The following is a 16,022-nucleotide window of genomic DNA, read 5'->3' as shown; positions in this document are numbered from 1 at the left end:
GCGACCGCCTCGGATAGGCGGTTCAAGCTCCCGGCTCGCTTCCCGAATAGCGCAAAATTCCGCCTGATCAGCGGGTATCATTTCTGAGAGCCGTCAATGACGCACTCCTTCTCCCCGCAAGCGGGGAGAAGGTCCCGGCGGGGGGATGAGGGGTAAGCGCCTGCTCTTATTGATTTTACGCTGCACGCGCCATGCCGCCCCCGCCCTTCGACAAGCTCAGGATGAGGGCTGTGTTGGAGGGGAGGACTTAGCAAGTCGGAACCCAACCTATCAGTGGGCTTTCAAACGTAATCTCGCCTGATCAAAGATAGCACGGTCAATCTGCCTTCTCCCTCATCCTGAGCATCTTGAGCTTGCCGAAAGGCGAAGGGCGGGGGAGAAGGCACGCGCTGCCATGGCCGTTGGCCAACGATGCTCAGCGCTTTTCGCGAATATCCGTCAACGTCTTGGCGGGCGTGATGGCTTCCGGGTCGAGCTTGATCTCTATCAGTGCCGGTTTCCCGCTTGCCTGCGCGCGCTCGAAGGCTGCGGCAAAGTCCTCGGTCTTCCCCACCGTTTCGCCATGCCCGCCATAGGCGCGGGCGAGCGCTGCGAAATCGGGATTGTTGATCGAGGTGCCGGAAACGCGGCCGGGATATTCGCGCTCCTGATGCATGCGGATCGTGCCGTAAATGCCGTTGTTCACCACCACCACGATGATCGGCAGGTTCTCCTGCACGGCAGTGGCGAATTCCTGCCCGTTCATCATGAAGCAGCCGTCACCGGCAAAGGCCAGCACCGGGCGTTCGGGAAAGAGCGCCTTCGCGGCCACCGCCGCCGGTGTGCCGTAGCCCATGGAACCGGAGGTCGGCGCGCCTTGCGTGGCGAAACGGCGGAATCGGTGAAAGCGATGCACCCAGGTGGCGTAGTTGCCCGCGCCATTGGTGAAGATCGCATCGTCCGGCAGAACGCTTTCCAGATACTCCATGATCGGCCCCATCTGAACCGCGCCGGGGCCGGTCTTTGGCGGGGTCGACCAGTCGAGATAGGCCTGATGCAGGCGCTCGGTCTCTCCCGCCCATGGCGCGCCGCTCGGCGCAAGTGCGGCAAATGCCTCCGCGAAAGCGGTTGCCGAAGCGTTGATCGCAAGTGTCGGGCGGTAAACGCGGCCCAGTTCTCCGGCGTCGGTGTGCACATGCACCAGCTTCTGTTCGGGATAGGGGCTCTTGATGAGCGAGTAGTCGGAGGACGGCATTTCGCTGAACCGGCCACCGACGAGCAGCACCAGGTCGGCTTCCTTGATTGCCGCCGCAAGCTTCGGGTTCGCGCCGATGCCCACATCGCCCGCATAGGAGGGATGCAGATGATCGAACAGCATTTGCCGGCGGAACGAGCAGCCAACGGGCAGGGCCCACGCTTCCGCCGCCTTCTGGAAATCGGCCACGGCCTTCTCGTTCCAGCGCGAACCTCCGAGAATGACGAAGGGACGCTTGGCATCTTTCAGGAGAGCGGCAAGCTCTTTCATCTCGGCTGCGCCCGGGCGTGTTTCAACCGGCGTGAAGGGCTGTGGTGCGGGCGCATCCACCACGCTGGTCAGCATGTCCTCGGGAAGCGAAATCACCACCGGGCCGGGGCGACCGGAGGTCGCGACCGAGAAGGCGCGCGTCAGGATTTCGGGAATCCGCGCCGCATTGTCGATCTCGGTCGCCCATTTGGCGATGGGGCCGAAAAAGGCGCGGTAATCCACTTCCTGAAACGCCTCGCGTTCACGCGCGTGGCTTGCCACCTGTCCGATGAACAGGATCATCGGTGTGGAATCCTGCATGGCGATGTGAACGCCGGGCGAGGCGTTGGTTGCGCCGGGCCCGCGCGTGACGAAGCAAATGCCGGGCTGGCCGGTCAGCCGCCCGTGGCAGTCGGCCATCATCGCCGCGCCGCCTTCCTGACGGCAGACAATGTTGCGGATCTTGGAATCGTGAAGCGCGTCGAGCACCGCCAGGTAGCTTTCGCCCGGCACGCTGAAGATGCGGTCGACGCCATTGGCTTCAAGGCTGTCGACGATAAGCTGGCCGCCGGTCTTCATTCGCTGTCTTCTCCGATTTCGCGCAGGATCTCTGCCGTGTGTTCGCCAAGCCTTGGGCTTGGCCGCTCAAAGGCGAGCGGTGTTTGTGAAAGGTTGATAGGGGAGCGCACCGAGGGCAGCACCGTGCCGTGCCCGTCATCGAGGGAAAGCTGCATGCCGCGCGCCTTCACCTGCGGGTCGTCGAACATCTCCTCGATCGTGTTGATCGGACTTGCCGGCACCGCGTTTGCGTCGCACTCGCCCAAAAGCGCTCCCTTTTCCCAGCCCGCCAGCGTGGCCACGATGCGTTCGCGCAGCGCTGCGCGGTTGGCCACGCGCGCCGGGTTGGTTGCAAAGCGTTCGTCTGCCTGCAGGTCGTCCAGCCCGACGATCCTGCAGAAGCGCTGGAACTGGCCGTCATTGCCCACGGCAAGGATGATGTGCCCGTCCTTAACCGGCAGCACCTCATAGGGCGCAATGTTCATATGCGCATTGCCCATCTGCACCGGGCTGTTGCCGGAGATAAGGTAGTTCATGTTCTGGTTGGCAAGCACGGCGACCTGACTGTCGAGCAGCGCCATGTCGATGTGCTGGCCCTGGCCGGTCGCCTCCGCATGGCGCAGTGCCGCCTGAATGGCGATCACCGAGTAGAGCCCGGTGAAGATGTCGCTCACCGCTACGCCCACCTTCTGCGGCTCGCCGCCCGGTGCGCCGGTGATGGACATCAGGCCCGACATGCCCTGAATGATGAAGTCGTAGCCCGCACGCGGCGCATAAGGGCCGGTCTGGCCAAAGCCTGTGATAGAGCAATAGACGAGGCGCGGGTTGATGGCCTTCAGGCTTTCATAGTCGAGCCCGTATTTTTTGAGGCCACCCAGCTTGAAGTTCTCGATCAGAACGTCGGCAGTGGCGATCAGCTTTTTCAGCTTCTCCGCCTCTTCCGGCTGCGAGAAGTCGAGCGCGATGGAGCGCTTGCCGCGGTTGCACGAATGGTAATAGGCAGCCGAGAGGTTCTCGCCATCCGCACCTTCCACGAAGGGCGGTCCCCATTTGCGGGTGTCGTCGCCGCCATTGGGGTTTTCGACCTTGATGACGTCAGCGCCCAGATCGGCCAGAACCTGACCTGCCCATGGGCCGGCCAGAATGCGCGCCAGTTCGATGACGCGAATGCCCTTCAGGGGTGGGTTGTTCATGATCGCCCGCAGCCCTCCAAAACTCCTGCCGTTTTGAGGTAGCAAACCGCAAGGCGTGCTTCCAGATGCGCAGACCGCATTATTTTGGCATTAATTGATGAGTTTTCCGGCCCAGCGGACAAAGTCCTCCATCGCCCTCTCGCGGCCGATTTCGTTGAGAGATTCGTGTCGGAAACCGTCGTAGATCCTTGTTTCAAGATTCAAAAAGCCGTTTTCTCGCAGTCGGCTTTCGAGCTTGCGGACGATCTTCCCGCCTTTAGTGGAGGGGTCTTCGCTTCCACCGACGAGCATGAAGGGCAATGTCTTGCGGGCGGCCTCCAGCGCCGCATTGTCGGCTGCCTTCAGACTGAAATCGAAGAGTGCTGTCCAGATGCCGATGGATGCTTCCCAGCCAGAGAGGGGGTCAGCGATATATTTATCCACTTCGCTCTCATCCCGAGACAGCCAGTCGGCATCGGTGCGCCGGTCGGGAAAGGCACGCGCCCAGCTGGCGAAGGTGAGTTTCGGCAGAAGCCGCGAGGGAACGTCCGAGCCCAGGCGAAAACGTTCCCACGCGAGCACGGCCTTGCCGGCCAGCGCCTCCACCCTTGTCGCCAGCGGCGCATTCCAGATCGCCGCACCCGCAAGGCGGTGGCCGTTGCGCAGCGCGTAGTTGAGCGCGATCATACCCCCCATGGAGTGGCCGAAAATGATGATCGGAAGACCGGCATGCTCCTTGGCAATGTATCTGTGAACCGTCTCCACATCCTTGAGCAACGTTCCGGCGGTCGCCTTCGGCCCGATATGGCCGAGTGGTGCGCCGGGAGCCTTGGTCTTGCCATGGCCGCGATGGTCATGCGCATACACATGGAAACCGCTTTCGGACAGAAAATCTGCGAAACGGGCATAGCGGGCCGCATGCTCTGCCACCCCATGGTTGATCTGTACTGCAGCGCGCACGGTTTCGCGCGCCCGGCGTGTCAAAACATGCAGATCGGACCCGGTCGGCGATGCCAGGCGGGTTTCAGCATCGAAGCCCATCTTCCCTCCTCACGGCGGATTGCCCCGCCGCTCCGTTTGGCCTACATACGCTGCGCAACAGGTTCCCCCAATTCGAGTGAGACGGAGCGCGACGAGCCACATGGCACGCCAATTCATCTACCACATGTCCGGCCTCAGCAAGGCCTATGGCTCCAAGAAGGTTCTGGAGAACGTTCACCTGTCCTTCTACCCGGATGCGAAAATCGGCATTCTCGGCCCCAATGGCGCGGGTAAATCGACCGTTCTGAGGATCATGGCCGGCCTCGACAAGGAGTTCACCGGCGAGGCGTGGCTCGCCGAAGGCGCGACCTGCGGGTATCTTCCCCAGGAGCCCCAGCTTGACCCGGCTCTCGACGTGATGGGCAATGTGATGGAGGGCGTTGCCGCCAAGAAGGCGATCCTCGACCGCTACAACGAGCTGATGATGGACTATTCCGACGAGACGGCGGAGGAGGCATCCCAGCTTCAGGACCAGATCGACAGCCAGAACCTCTGGGATCTGGAAAGCCAGGTGGAAATGGCCATGGAGGCGCTGCGTTGCCCGCCGGGGGATGCTTCCATCGACCATCTTTCCGGCGGTGAAAAGCGCCGCGTTGCGCTGTGTCAGCTCTTGCTGCGCCAGCCCGACCTGCTTCTCCTCGACGAGCCGACCAACCATCTGGATGCCGAGACCACCGCATGGCTTGAAAAGCACCTGCGCGAATATCCAGGCGCCGTGCTGATCATCACCCACGATCGCTACTTCCTCGACAATGTCACGGGCTGGATTCTCGAGCTCGACCGCGGTCGCGGCATTCCCTATGAAGGCAACTACACCGCCTATCTGGAAGCCAAAGCCAAGCGCATGCAGCAGGAAGGCCGCGAGGAAGCCGCCCGCGAAAAGGCGCTGGCGCGCGAGCGCGAGTGGATGGCGGCCAGCCCCAAGGCCCGTCAGGCCAAGTCGAAGGCCCGTATTCGCGCCTATGACGAGCTGGTCCAGTCGGCGGCCGACCGGCGGCCCGGCGATGCGCAGATCATCATTCCCGCCGGCGAGCGGCTTGGCAATGTGGTGATCGAGGCAGAAGGGCTTACCAAGGGCTATGGCGACCGCCTTCTGATCGACAATCTCGAGTTCAAACTGCCGCCCGGCGGCATTGTCGGCGTCATCGGTGCCAACGGCGCCGGTAAGACGACACTCTTCCGGATGATCACCGGCCAGGAAAAGCCGGATGCCGGCGAGATACGCATTGGTGACACCGTCAAGCTCGGCTATGTCGACCAGAGCCGCGATGCGCTCGACCCCAACAAGACGGTCTGGGAAGAGATCTCCGGCGGCAACGATATCATCAAGCTGGGCACCCACGAGGTGAACAGCCGTGCCTATTGCTCGTCCTTCAACTTCAAGGGCGGCGATCAGCAACAGAAGGTCGGCACGCTATCCGGCGGTCAGCGCAACCGTGTTCACATGGCCAAGCTGCTCAAGGAAGGGGGCAATGTGCTCCTGCTCGACGAACCGACCAACGACCTCGACACCGAGACGCTGGCCGCACTCGAAGACGCGCTTGAAAACTTCGCCGGTTGCGCCGTTATCATCTCGCATGACCGCATGTTCCTCGACCGCCTGGCCACCCACATCCTCGCTTTCGAAGGCGACAGCCATGTGGAATGGTTCGAGGGCAATTTCGAGGACTACGAGCAGGACAAGATCCGCCGCCTCGGTCCCGACAGTGTCAATCCGAAGCGGGTGACCTACAAGCGACTGACGCGGTAGACAGACCGGTCCTTGTCGATAAAATATGGTGGGAGGGGCTTCGGCCCCTTCATCTTTTTGACATTTACACTCTGTTTGAGTGTTTAAATCAGTATCGGATCGTGAACGTCCGCAGTCGTGTTTCCTTGACACTATGGCGTTTCAGCGTAAATCCGCCCCAGAAGGCAAACACAGGCACGGACCATGTTGCGCACCGTCGAGCCAGAGGCTTCAGATTTCGCACCACACCACTCCAACGCCATGACGCGGGTCTGCGTTGGCGGTATTGGTGTCGAGATCCCCGAGGCATCCATCTCAAATGAAGAGCTGGTCGACAGCTTCAATGCCTGGGTCGACATGGAAAACCCGAAGAGAGAGGCGAGGGGGCTGTCACCCTTGGCCAAGTCCGACGCGGATTTCATCGAGCATGCCTCCGGCATCAAGCGCCGCCACGTCTATGAGCGCGACGGCATTCTGGATCCGAACCGCATGGCTCCCATCATTCCGGCCCGGCCCGACGATGAGCTTTCGGTCATGGCCGAGTTTGGTGCGGCGGCGGCGTGCAAGGCGCTTGATCAGGCCGGTGTCCAGGCGCGGGATGTCGATCTCGTCATCTGCGCCTCCGCCCATCACCAGCGGCCCTATCCGGCCATCGCCATCGAAATTCAAAAGGCGCTCGGCACCAGCGGTGCGGGTTTCGACATGGGGCTTGGTTGCTCCTCGGCGCTCGCCGGTCTGCATGTGGCAACCAATCTCGTGCGCTCCGGCGCGCATCGCCGTGTGCTCGTGGTCACGCCCGAGCTCATCACCGCGCATCTGAATTTCCGCGACCGGCAGACCCATTTCATTTTCGGAGATGCCTCCGTGGCGGTTCTGATCGAGGCGCTGGGCGCGCGCGAAGAACGTCCCGGCCACTTCGAGATTGTCGACACGCGCAGCTGGACCCAGTTCTCCAACAATATCCGCACGAATTTCGGCTTCATGAGCCGCCTTGCGCAGGATGATCCCTCCTATCTCGCCATGGAAGGCAATCTCATCAAGCAGAACGGCAACAAGGTCTTCAAGGATGTTACCGTTGCCGGGCACAAATTCATCGTCGATTTTCTGGCCGAGCATGGTCACACGCCCCAGACCATGCGCCGTTTCTGGTTGCATCAGGCCAATGCACGCATGAATGCCATGATCCTGAAGCTCGCTTTCGGCGGCGAGGTGGGACAGGATCGCGCCCCCACTGTGCTCGACCGGTTGGGCAACACGGCTGCTGCCGGTGCCATTGTCGCACTGGAAGAAAACCATCGGGACATGCAGCCCGGCGAACATGGGCTGCTGTGCGCTTTCGGTGCGGGTTATTCCATCGGCGGCGCGCTGCTCAGGATGATGTAGGCGCTCGCTACGCTTCAGCTCTGCCTGGCTTCCAGCCCGTCCTCTTCTTCCGGATCGAGCAGACGTGTGGCGCGCCAGCGCGTCAACACCGTGTTGATGTCATCGACAATGAAGTGGCGTGCCGCGTCCCGGTCATAGCCATCGTCCAGCATTGCGTCATAGTCGGTATGCTCGTGGCGGATATGGGTGATGGTGGCGAGCCAGACTGCGATGGCCGGCGGCAATGTGCGCAGCTTGCGGTCATTGGCCTTGTCGCGGATAGCCTCGGCATCGGCCATCGGTGCCCAGGGAATCAGCAATGTCAGCGCCTTGTCGACCGATTTGCGTCGCCCGGTGGAAGCCCGCTTCATCGTCATAAAAACCTTGTTCTGTTTGGGTTCTGGGCAATTGGCACTCTTTGCACACTGTACTGTGCCGCCTTGCCAAGCAAGTCGAAACGATATAAACATATCTTTATATCTATTGGGAGAAACGCATGCTCATGCGTCCGGCAATTCAACTCGACCAGATGGTCGACACGTTGAAAGCGGCGGCAGAAACCAGCCGCCTGCGTATCCTTGCGCTCTTGTCGCAGGGTGATCTGACCGTGACCGACCTGACCGAAATTCTCGGTCAGTCGCAGCCGCGCGTTTCCCGCCATCTCAAGCTTCTGCTCGAGGCCCAGCTCATCCTTCGCTATCAGGAAGGCTCCTGGGCCTACTTCCGCCTGTCCGATGCCGAGGCAGCGCGCGAGTTTGTCGACGGTGTCATTGGCAGGCTGGATCGTGCCGATGCCGTCATTGAGCGTGATCTGGAGCGGCTTGCTGCCATCAAACATCGCCGCGAAGAGCGTGCGGCAGAATATTTTGCCCAGAATGCGGCGAGCTGGGATCAGATTCGCTCTTTGCACGTGCCCGACAAGGCGGTCGAGGAAGAGCTGTTGAAGCTCATCGGCGCGCGGCCGTTCCAGTCCATGGTGGATCTCGGCACCGGCACGGGGCGCATGCTGGAGCTTTTTGCCCCACTCTATCAGCGCGCCGTCGGGATCGACCTTTCGCGTGAGATGCTTGCGGTCGCCCGCTCCAATCTCGACCGCGCGGGCATTGGCCATGCACAGGTTCGGCTTGGCGATATTTCCGCCCCGCAGCTCGAGCGTGACGCCCATGACCTGGTGACCATTCACCAAGTCTTGCACTATATCGACCGGCCAGGCATTGCCATCCGTGAAGCTGCCCGACTGTTAAGACCGGGCGGGCGGCTGGTGATCGTGGATTTCGCGCCACATGAGCATGAGTTCCTTCGTGAGGAACATGCGCATATGCGCCTTGGGCTGGCCGATGGCCAGATCGCCGAATGGCTTGACGAGGCCGAACTGGACCTTGCTGAAACACTTGAATTTGCGCCGCAGGGTGAGGCTGGAAAAGGTCTCACGGTCAAGCTCTGGCTTGCCCGCGACCGGCGCATGCAGATTGCCGATGGCAGAGTGCCGTCATTTGCTCAAAAGGAGACGGCTTGATGCCGCAACAGCGTTTTTCCCGCCAGCCCGATGTATCCGGAAAGCTCCGCGTATCGTTCGAGTTCTTCCCTCCGAAGACGGATGCCATGGAGGCGCGTCTGTGGGAGACGGTGAAACGGCTTGAGCCGCTTTCCCCCTCGTTCGTCTCGGTCACCTATGGTGCCGGCGGTTCCACACGTGAGCGCACGGCACGCACGGTCAAGCGCATCCTTGAGGAAACGCAACTTACGCCAGCCGCGCACATGACCTGTGTGGATGCATCGCGCGAAGACGTCGATCAGGTGGTGGGCGAGTTTGTTGACATGGGTGTGAAGCGCTTTGTGGCCCTGCGCGGCGATCCGAGCGCCGGTGTCGGAGCAGCATACCGCCCGCATCCCGATGGCTATGCCAACGGCGCTGAGTTGGTGGGGGCGATGAAGCGTCAGGGCGATCTCGACATCTCAGTCTCGGCTTATCCCGAGAAACATCCCGAAAGCCCCGATTTTGCCACCGATATCGACATGCTCAAACGCAAGGTCGACAATGGCGCGACGCGCGCCATAACCCAATTTTTCTTCGACAACGATCTTTATGAGCGCTATGTCGAGCGTGCACGCCGTGCGGGTATCTACGTGCCCATCGTTCCTGGCGTCCTGCCGATACACAATTTCACCCAGGTCGCGAATTTTGCCGGACGCTGCGGCGCCAGCATTCCCGGCTGGCTTGCCGAGCGGTTCGCGGGGCTTGAAGACGAGCCGCAGATTCATGCTCTGGTAGCCTCGGCGGTCGCTGCGGAACAGGTGCTTGATCTCATGGAGCGCGGGATCGACGATTTCCACTTCTACACCATGAACCGGGCCGATCTTGTCTACGCGGTCTGCCACATGATAGGCATTCGCCCGCGGTCCGGCACGACTGTGGAACAACCTGCTGCAGCATGAAATAAAGGGCCGGATGAACCGGCCCTTTTCGTATCATATCAACAAATTCGGAAGCGCTGCCTTCGTGGTGGGTGCTCCGATCATGGATTTACGGCAATACGCCCATCACAAGGGCGCCGATGAACACGAATGCCGCGCAAATCATCAGTGCATTCACAGGCCGTGTCAGTCCCATGCCAAAGCCTCCTCTGCTTATCTGCAAGCCGGATTCTATGGATGAGCGGCCATCCGGCAAGCGGATTTTATGCTGCATTGCGGTAGGTTTGTGAAAAAAGCATGCCGCGCTGATCGCGCTCATTTGAAATCATTGAGCAATTGATCCGATTCACTTTGTGTTAACGGATGCGAGCCGGAAGCCTTCCGTCGATGATGATCAATCCTGCGGCGATAAGCACGATCCCACTGATTTCAAAGGGAGCCAGCCGTTCACCCAGGAACAGGCTCCCCAGCAAAATGGCGCTCACGGGGTTCAGAAAGGTCACCAGAGATGCGTTGCTGGCGCCGGCGCTCGCCAGAACCCGAAAATAGATCAGATAGGCAAAAGCCGTCGAAAGCACAGCGAGGCCGATGACTGCGGACCAGATGTTGCCGGAAAAGCCTAGCAGGTTTTCCGACCAGTAGAGTGTGAGCACCAGTGGAATCATGATGATGCTCGAGGCGGAAAGCTGGCCCGTGGCGATGATGGTTGGAGGCACACTGCGAAACCGCCGCCCATAGATGAAGGCGAGGCCATAGGAGATTGCGCCGCCGATCAGCGCGAATTTTGCCCATAGGGGCCCGCTCATCCCGTTGAGGAGACCCGGGCCGATCATCACGTCTGTGCCTGCAATGCCGAATGCGATGCCGGTCAGCTTCACCGGAGTAAGTCGCTCATCCTCAGTAAGGACACTGGCAAGAAGAGCGGTCCAGAAGGGTGTCGTGGCATTCAACGCAGATGCAAGCCCGGCTCCCAATTGTGTCTGCCCCATGAAGATCAGGGAAAAGGGAATGACGTTATTGAAGAGCGCCAACACGACAAAGCTGCCAGCGAGAGGCAAAGCCGTGCGGAAGGATGGTCCGCGGACGGTCAGAAAAAGATGGAGCACCAAGGCCGCAATCGAGACGCGAAACATGACAAGCACCAAAGGCTGCATCTCGCTGACAGCGATTCGGGCGAAGAAGTAAGACCCTCCCCATACGGCACCGAGCAGGATGAGTAGACCCCAGTCTCGGGCCGACATTTGAGGAGCATTCATTTGGTCGGGCGCTTGCCTTGTCATCGCCTGTCTCTCAGTTTTGGATCATTCGCGTGTTTCACGCGTTGCCCGGCTGGGAAAGCAGTAACCACCCGAAACGTGGCCGAAGCCGAGGTCGCCGCATTTTTCAACCGCAAACGCTGCGGTGGAGCGTTTACATGCAACGCAAATCCACTACGCTTTCCTCCCGCCCTTTGCGTTCATTCGAACCAGGAGCTGCCAATGCAGATTTTTGAGACCGCCCGAGACGCTGCCCTCAAGCTTCGTCCCGATGATCCGGTCTACTGCTTCCGGCCCGAAGTGCTCAAAGCCGACGCACGCAATTTCATGGGACAGTTTCCGGGTAAAACTGCCTATGCCGTGAAAACCAATGGCGAGAAGCTCGTGCTGAAATCGCTGGCTGAGGCAGGCGTTGAGGCCTTCGATGTCGCGTCTCCGGCTGAGTTCGCCGCCGTTCGCTCCGTCGCGCCTAACGCAGAAATGCTTTACATGCACCCGGTCAAGGCACAGTCGGACATACGTCTGGCGCTTGAGGAATACGGCATTCGGGTCATCGTGGTCGACCATGAGGACGAGGTGACGAAACTGATCCGGGTGGTCCGTGCCCTCGACATCGACCCCGGTTCGCTCACCGTTTTCGTGCGCATTCAGACCAAGGGCCACGCGGCTTATGAACTTTCGAAGAAATTCGGTGCGGGGCCTGCGCAGGCGGTCGAGCTTCTGCGACGGCTCGACCGGTATGGTTACAAGCTCGGCCTTTGCTTTCATGTAGGTTCCCAGATCCATGATCCGGATACCTATGAGCGCGCGCTTGCGTCAGCCGACTGGGTGCGGGGCAGGGCGGGCGTGGAGCTTGCGGCACTTGATGTCGGGGGCGGCTTTCCGGCTGAATATGGTCATGACCCTAACCGCAAGAAGCCGGAAATGCCGAGTCTTGATGAAATCATGGCGCGGCTGCGGGCCGATATCGTGGAGTGGGGCTTTGACGACATGCCGCTTGTGGCGGAGCCCGGCCGTGTCATCGTCGCGCGTGCCTTTTCGCTCATCGTACGCGTACTTCTGCGCAAAGGTCGCCGGCTCTATATCAATGACGGCATTTGGGCATCACTCTCGGATTCTTGGACCGGCAAGATCACGCTGCCGGCGCGCTTCATTCCCGATCCCGCGATCCGCAACCGCAACGGCGATGCCGATAAGCTCGTACCGTTCAAGGTCTGTGGCGCCACCTGCGATTCTGTTGATATTCTCTCACGCCCATTCTGGTTGCCAGAAACGGTAGACACTGGTGATTGGATCGAAATTGGCCATATTGGTGCCTATTCCCTGTCGCTAAGAACGCGTTTCAACGGGTTTTATCCCGACACGTTCATCGAGGTGAAAACACCTTTCGATGCGGGTTCAGCGCCTGAAGGCTTTGCCAGCCTAGAAACCATGGCGGACTGATCCGGGGTTGAAGGACAAGGGGAACGGATTTGGAAGCGGAAGCACATGCCTTTCCCTTGACGGAGGTCGCCTTCGTCCTTCTCGTCGCGATTGCGCTCGGGCTTGGGCTTATGCGGCTGAAGCAACCGCCGCTGGTGGGGTTCATCCTGGCCGGCGTCGTCATGGGGCCAACCGGATTCGGCCTTATCGACAATTCCGAAAACGTCATCGCACTTGCCGAGATGGGCGTCTTGATGCTGCTCTTCTTCATCGGCATGGAGTTGTCGCTCAGAGCTTTCATCATGAGCCTCAGGCCCGCCGTGCTCGTGGCCGTCGGGCAATTGTCCGTGGCGTTGGCCATCGGCCTGTCCATTGCATGGATGAGCGGCGCAGGGCTTGCCGAAGGCATCATATTCGGTTTCATCATAGGCATTTCCAGCACGGTCGTTGCCATGAAAATGCTCGACGACATGGACGAATTGCGTCGCGATGCAGGGCGCATTGCTATAGCGGTTCTCATCGCCCAGGACATTGCCGTTGTGCCTATGCTCATCATCGTTTCTGCACTGGGCGGCGCCGATACCAGTCTCGTCGCGATTGCCGGGAAGGTAGCGTTGGCGGTTGGGTTTCTAGCCTGGCTTTTGTGGTGGCTCGGGCGGCGGGGCAAGTTGCGCGTGCCTTTCGCTAGTGCCATTGCCGACAATGTGGAAATTCTCGCTCTTGGCGCGCTGGGTGTCTGTTTCGGTGTGGCGGCGCTATCGGGTTTCCTAGGCCTTTCGCCGGCCTACGGCGCATTCGTCGCGGGCATTCTGGTCGGCAACTCAAACCTTCGCGCGCGCATCATTCCCGTCATCGAGCCGATTCAGAGCGTGCTCGTGGTGATCTTCTTCCTGTCCATCGGCCTGCTGTTCGATCTGGGCTATATCTGGAAAAATCTCTGGATGGTGCTGGGGGCAGCGTTTCTCGTCATCGCCGCCAAGACGCTGCTCAATGTTTTTCTGTTGCGCGCCACCGGTCATGATCGCAACACGGCGCTGATCGGTGGCCTTTCCATGGCGCAGATCGGCGAGTTTTCCTTCGTGCTCGCGGCGGCCGGGCTATCGGCCGGCGCTCTGGCACAGGACAGTTACCGTCTCGCCATCGCTGTCACTGCCATCTCCCTTCTGTTTTCACCTGCCTGGATGTCCGTGATGCGTCGCATCGAAGACGTCGCGGCTCAGAGTTTCTCTTCCTATCGTGAAGCCTTGTCGGAAGCTTATGCTGATGAGATCGAGAATGTCGGTGAGGGACTTTGGTGGGTGCGCGCCCGCTATCGCGCCGGCCGGATGACCCTGCGCAAATGGCGCGCGCGCCGTGCGTTGGAAAAGGCCGCCAAGGCGGCCAGGAGGGAACGGGAGGAGCCGCCCCCCGAGGCTGTTACGATGGAAGCCACGACCCGGCAAGCCGATCAACGGGAGGCCACCGGGACGTCGAAGCAAAAGGTCTAGAGGTTGGAAAACAGTGTCGGTGTCGGCCACCCGTCGGCGGGCAGGCCAAGGCGCAGTTGCTCCTGGCGCACGGCTTCGCGTGTTCCGGCCCCCAGAATGCCGTCGATCTTGCCCACATCATGGCCGCGTGCGGCAAGCTTGGTCTGCAGCTGTTTCATCGTCTCTGGCGCCAGGCCCTGTTCAGGCGATCCCACGTCGAAACGGGGCGCACCGGCAAGACGTGCGGCCAGATGTGCCGCCGTCAGGGTGTAGATGAGCGACTGGTTCCACTCTAGATAAATATCGTAATTGTCATAGACGAGGAAGGCTAGACCCTTGTGCCCCATCGGAAGCACCAGTCCTGTCGGCATTCCGTCGGATGGTAGGGGGCTTCCGTCGCGGCGCGTCACACCCATCGCCGCCCATTCCGAACGGGGCAGTTTGTTGACGCGGCCGGTTTTCTCCCAAGCCATCTGGTCGGGCACGCGCACTTCTTCCATCCATGGCTGACCGGGTTTCCAGCCGAGGGACTGAAGGTTTTTGGCTGCAGTCAAAATTGCGTCGGGAGAGCTGCCCTTAAGGTCAACTTTGCCGTCGCCATCGCCGTCAACACCCTTGGTGTAATAGTCGGACGGCAACATTTGCATCTGGCCGATTTCGCCCGCCCAAGCACCGGTTACGTCAGCGGGCACCCAGCCCTGATCGATCAGGTGCAGAAGCGCGATGAGCTGCGGGCGGAAGATTTCCGGACGGCGGCAGTCATGCGCCAGCGTGGCGAGCGCGTTGAGGGTCGAGAAGTCGCCCTGCACGGCGCCGAAATCCGTCTCCAGCGCCCAGAAGGAGGCGATCACCGGCCCCGGTACGCCGAACTCGTTCTCTGCCCGTGCAAAGATGTCTGCATATTTCTGCAGATTGGCCGCACCGTTTTTCAGGCGATAATCATTGATCATGCGGTTGGCGAATTCCGCAAACGTCTGGTTGAAGACACCCTGTGCCCGATCGCGCTCCAGAACTTTCTGGTCGATGCGCGCGCCGTTCAGCGCGGAGAGCCCGCGCTCGCTAACTCCGTCTGAGGCAGCGTCCTGACGCACACCTTCTCGCCAGGCGTTGAAATCACCACCACACTGTTGCGCCAGGGCGTTGCCGGTGAGGCCGAAGACAAAGAGCGCTCCGAGCAAAATGGTTTTACTGCGCATGTCTACTCTCCTTGGAAACGCACGCCGTGGGCGCTTCGTGTTGTCATCTGGCGTTGGCCTTCAGCCAGTTTTTCCAGGCTGTCGCATTGCCGTTAAACACGTTGATGTCGGCTTTACCCTCTATGCCGGGAATGACACCGGTACCGGTGTATTGCCAGAAGACCCATGGATGGTTTCCATATTTGTCGTCCGGGTGTCCGGCCACCGAGCGTAACCAGAAGGGATAGCCTTTGAAACGGCTGAGACCGTTGTCGTCAAAGAAATCGATCGATGTGTAGATAATGGGTCGCTTGCCGTAATGCCGTTCCACCGTATCGAGGAAAATCCGCATCTCTGCGCGCACTTTCTCCGCTGGCGGGCGGGTCGTGCAGGTTGGCGAGAAAGGGTTCCACTCCATGTCGAGCACGGGTGGGAGTGCTGAGGCATCCCGCGGCACGTTGCGGATAAACCAGCGGGCTTGTTCGATGGCCGGCCGGCAGAAGTAGAAGAAGTGATAGGCGCCGCGAGGAACACCGGCGGCCTTGGCCTCGCGCCAGTTGCGCGTGAAAAAGTCATCCACCCGGTCGCCGCCTTCTGTCGCTTTGATAAAAGCGAAAGAGATGTTGTTGCGCGCGACCTTATTCCAATCAATTTCAGCCTGATATTTGGCCACATCAGTGCCATGGATCGCATAGTGCCAGGGCGCCCGACCTTTCCATTCATGCGGGTCGGTGTCGCCAAACCGCAGGCCATGGCTGGTTGAAGCGGGTGTTTGCACCTTGGGAGCAATATCGGAAAAATCATAGTCGACCGTGGAGCAGCCGACGAGCAAGACGGATAGACTGGCCATGATCAAACGACGCATGATGTGCAGAGGCTCCCCCGGATGCGAATCAGCGAAATTGAGCGTCGCTCACAGGAATAGGCGAAGATGACAGCCCAG

At 60.4% G+C, this 16,022-nt stretch carries 13 protein-coding genes; 6 read left to right on the top strand and 7 right to left on the bottom strand.

Annotated features, from left to right (window positions below; translation table 11 throughout):
• Nucleotides 1-415: 415 nt before the first annotated feature.
• The 3 genes from KW403_RS01995 to KW403_RS01985 all read right to left on the bottom strand — a co-directional run bounded on the left by KW403_RS01995 (nucleotide 416) and on the right by KW403_RS01985 (nucleotide 4,254).
• Nucleotides 416-2,062 (bottom strand): thiamine pyrophosphate-binding protein, encoded by a 1,647-nt coding sequence (locus tag KW403_RS01995; protein ID WP_223021108.1) that lies wholly within the window; start codon nucleotides 2,060-2,062, stop codon nucleotides 416-418.
• Complete coding sequence (locus tag KW403_RS01990) at nucleotides 2,059-3,234, bottom strand: CaiB/BaiF CoA transferase family protein (RefSeq protein ID WP_223021107.1); 1,176 nt, start codon at nucleotides 3,232-3,234, stop codon at nucleotides 2,059-2,061. Before KW403_RS01990 ends, KW403_RS01995 begins: the two co-directional genes overlap by 4 nt.
• Before the next feature lie 90 nt (nucleotides 3,235-3,324).
• A complete protein-coding gene (locus KW403_RS01985; RefSeq protein ID WP_223021106.1) occupies nucleotides 3,325-4,254 on the bottom strand; it encodes an alpha/beta fold hydrolase in 930 nt (309 codons plus the stop codon).
• Nucleotides 4,255-4,354: 100 nt separating this feature from the next.
• On the opposite strand from KW403_RS01985, the gene ettA reads away from it, so the two are divergent.
• Together ettA and KW403_RS01975 are read left to right on the top strand one after the other, a co-directional pair.
• Nucleotides 4,355-6,004 carry an energy-dependent translational throttle protein EttA gene (ettA, locus tag KW403_RS01980; protein ID WP_223021105.1) on the top strand — a complete coding sequence of 550 codons (1,650 nt, stop codon included), beginning with the start codon at nucleotides 4,355-4,357 and terminating at the stop codon, nucleotides 6,002-6,004.
• 240 nt (nucleotides 6,005-6,244) lie between these two features.
• The gene (locus tag KW403_RS01975) at nucleotides 6,245-7,366 is read left to right on the top strand and encodes a beta-ketoacyl-ACP synthase III (RefSeq protein ID WP_223022403.1); all 1,122 of its coding nucleotides are present in this window, start codon (nucleotides 6,245-6,247) and stop codon (nucleotides 7,364-7,366) included.
• A 14-nt stretch (nucleotides 7,367-7,380) separates the two neighbouring features.
• Here the strand turns inward: KW403_RS01975 and KW403_RS01970 are convergent, their stop codons facing one another.
• Nucleotides 7,381-7,716: a DUF2293 domain-containing protein gene (locus KW403_RS01970; protein WP_223022402.1), complete on the bottom strand. Its 336-nt coding sequence runs from the start codon at nucleotides 7,714-7,716 to the stop codon at nucleotides 7,381-7,383.
• 125 nt (nucleotides 7,717-7,841) lie between these two features.
• Between KW403_RS01970 and KW403_RS01965 the strand changes: the two genes are divergently transcribed.
• Both KW403_RS01965 and metF read left to right on the top strand, forming a co-directional pair.
• Complete coding sequence (locus tag KW403_RS01965) at nucleotides 7,842-8,861, top strand: ArsR/SmtB family transcription factor (RefSeq protein ID WP_223021104.1); 1,020 nt, start codon at nucleotides 7,842-7,844, stop codon at nucleotides 8,859-8,861.
• A complete protein-coding gene (gene metF / locus KW403_RS01960; RefSeq protein WP_223021103.1) occupies nucleotides 8,861-9,781 on the top strand; it encodes a methylenetetrahydrofolate reductase [NAD(P)H] in 921 nt (306 codons plus the stop codon). The genes KW403_RS01965 and metF overlap by 1 nt, the downstream gene beginning before the upstream one ends.
• A gap of 335 nt (nucleotides 9,782-10,116) precedes the next feature.
• On the opposite strand, the gene KW403_RS01955 is transcribed toward metF, so the two are convergent.
• Nucleotides 10,117-11,040 (bottom strand): DMT family transporter, encoded by a 924-nt coding sequence (locus KW403_RS01955; protein ID WP_246637858.1) that lies wholly within the window; start codon nucleotides 11,038-11,040, stop codon nucleotides 10,117-10,119.
• Nucleotides 11,041-11,238: 198 nt separating this feature from the next.
• On the opposite strand from KW403_RS01955, the gene KW403_RS01950 reads away from it, so the two are divergent.
• Nucleotides 11,239-12,459: an alanine racemase gene (locus tag KW403_RS01950; protein ID WP_223021102.1), complete on the top strand. Its 1,221-nt coding sequence runs from the start codon at nucleotides 11,239-11,241 to the stop codon at nucleotides 12,457-12,459.
• Between the two features lie 29 nt (nucleotides 12,460-12,488).
• A complete protein-coding gene (locus KW403_RS01945; RefSeq protein ID WP_223021101.1) occupies nucleotides 12,489-13,925 on the top strand; it encodes a cation:proton antiporter in 1,437 nt (478 codons plus the stop codon).
• Here the strand turns inward: KW403_RS01945 and KW403_RS01940 are convergent.
• Both KW403_RS01940 and KW403_RS01935 read right to left on the bottom strand, forming a co-directional pair.
• Nucleotides 13,922-15,100 (bottom strand): lytic murein transglycosylase, encoded by a 1,179-nt coding sequence (locus tag KW403_RS01940; RefSeq protein WP_223021100.1) that lies wholly within the window; start codon nucleotides 15,098-15,100, stop codon nucleotides 13,922-13,924. The two genes, KW403_RS01945 and KW403_RS01940, sit on opposite strands and share 4 nt — an antisense overlap.
• Nucleotides 15,101-15,143: 43 nt before the next feature.
• The gene (locus KW403_RS01935; protein ID WP_223021099.1) at nucleotides 15,144-15,944 is read right to left on the bottom strand and encodes a glycoside hydrolase family 25 protein; all 801 of its coding nucleotides are present in this window, start codon (nucleotides 15,942-15,944) and stop codon (nucleotides 15,144-15,146) included.
• Nucleotides 15,945-16,022 lie beyond the last annotated feature (78 nt).

This window comes from Nitratireductor kimnyeongensis, from assembly GCF_019891395.1.
In the GTDB taxonomy this organism is placed as follows: domain Bacteria; phylum Pseudomonadota; class Alphaproteobacteria; order Rhizobiales; family Rhizobiaceae; genus Nitratireductor; species Nitratireductor kimnyeongensis.
The sequence above is the reverse complement of the archived record's forward strand: the minus strand, read 5'-3'. Positions and strand labels throughout refer to the sequence as shown.

What these genes read in the sequence shown, in the direction of transcription:
- KW403_RS01995 (WP_223021108.1), bottom strand. Translation starts at nt 2,062, where the DNA reads ATGAAGACCGGCGGCCAGCTTATCGTCGACAGCCTTGAAGCCAATGGC.
- KW403_RS01990 (WP_223021107.1), bottom strand. Translation starts at nt 3,234, where the DNA reads ATGAACAACCCACCCCTGAAGGGCATTCGCGTCATCGAACTGGCGCGC.
- KW403_RS01985 (WP_223021106.1), bottom strand. Translation starts at nt 4,254, where the DNA reads ATGGGCTTCGATGCTGAAACCCGCCTGGCATCGCCGACCGGGTCCGAT.
- ettA (WP_223021105.1), top strand. Translation starts at nt 4,355, where the DNA reads ATGGCACGCCAATTCATCTACCACATGTCCGGCCTCAGCAAGGCCTAT.
- KW403_RS01975 (WP_223022403.1), top strand. Translation starts at nt 6,245, where the DNA reads ATGACGCGGGTCTGCGTTGGCGGTATTGGTGTCGAGATCCCCGAGGCA.
- KW403_RS01970 (WP_223022402.1), bottom strand. Translation starts at nt 7,716, where the DNA reads ATGAAGCGGGCTTCCACCGGGCGACGCAAATCGGTCGACAAGGCGCTG.
- KW403_RS01965 (WP_223021104.1), top strand. Translation starts at nt 7,842, where the DNA reads ATGCTCATGCGTCCGGCAATTCAACTCGACCAGATGGTCGACACGTTG.
- metF (WP_223021103.1), top strand. Translation starts at nt 8,861, where the DNA reads ATGCCGCAACAGCGTTTTTCCCGCCAGCCCGATGTATCCGGAAAGCTC.
- KW403_RS01955 (WP_246637858.1), bottom strand. Translation starts at nt 11,040, where the DNA reads ATGACAAGGCAAGCGCCCGACCAAATGAATGCTCCTCAAATGTCGGCC.
- KW403_RS01950 (WP_223021102.1), top strand. Translation starts at nt 11,239, where the DNA reads ATGCAGATTTTTGAGACCGCCCGAGACGCTGCCCTCAAGCTTCGTCCC.
- KW403_RS01940 (WP_223021100.1), bottom strand. Translation starts at nt 15,100, where the DNA reads ATGCGCAGTAAAACCATTTTGCTCGGAGCGCTCTTTGTCTTCGGCCTC.
- KW403_RS01935 (WP_223021099.1), bottom strand. Translation starts at nt 15,944, where the DNA reads ATGCGTCGTTTGATCATGGCCAGTCTATCCGTCTTGCTCGTCGGCTGC.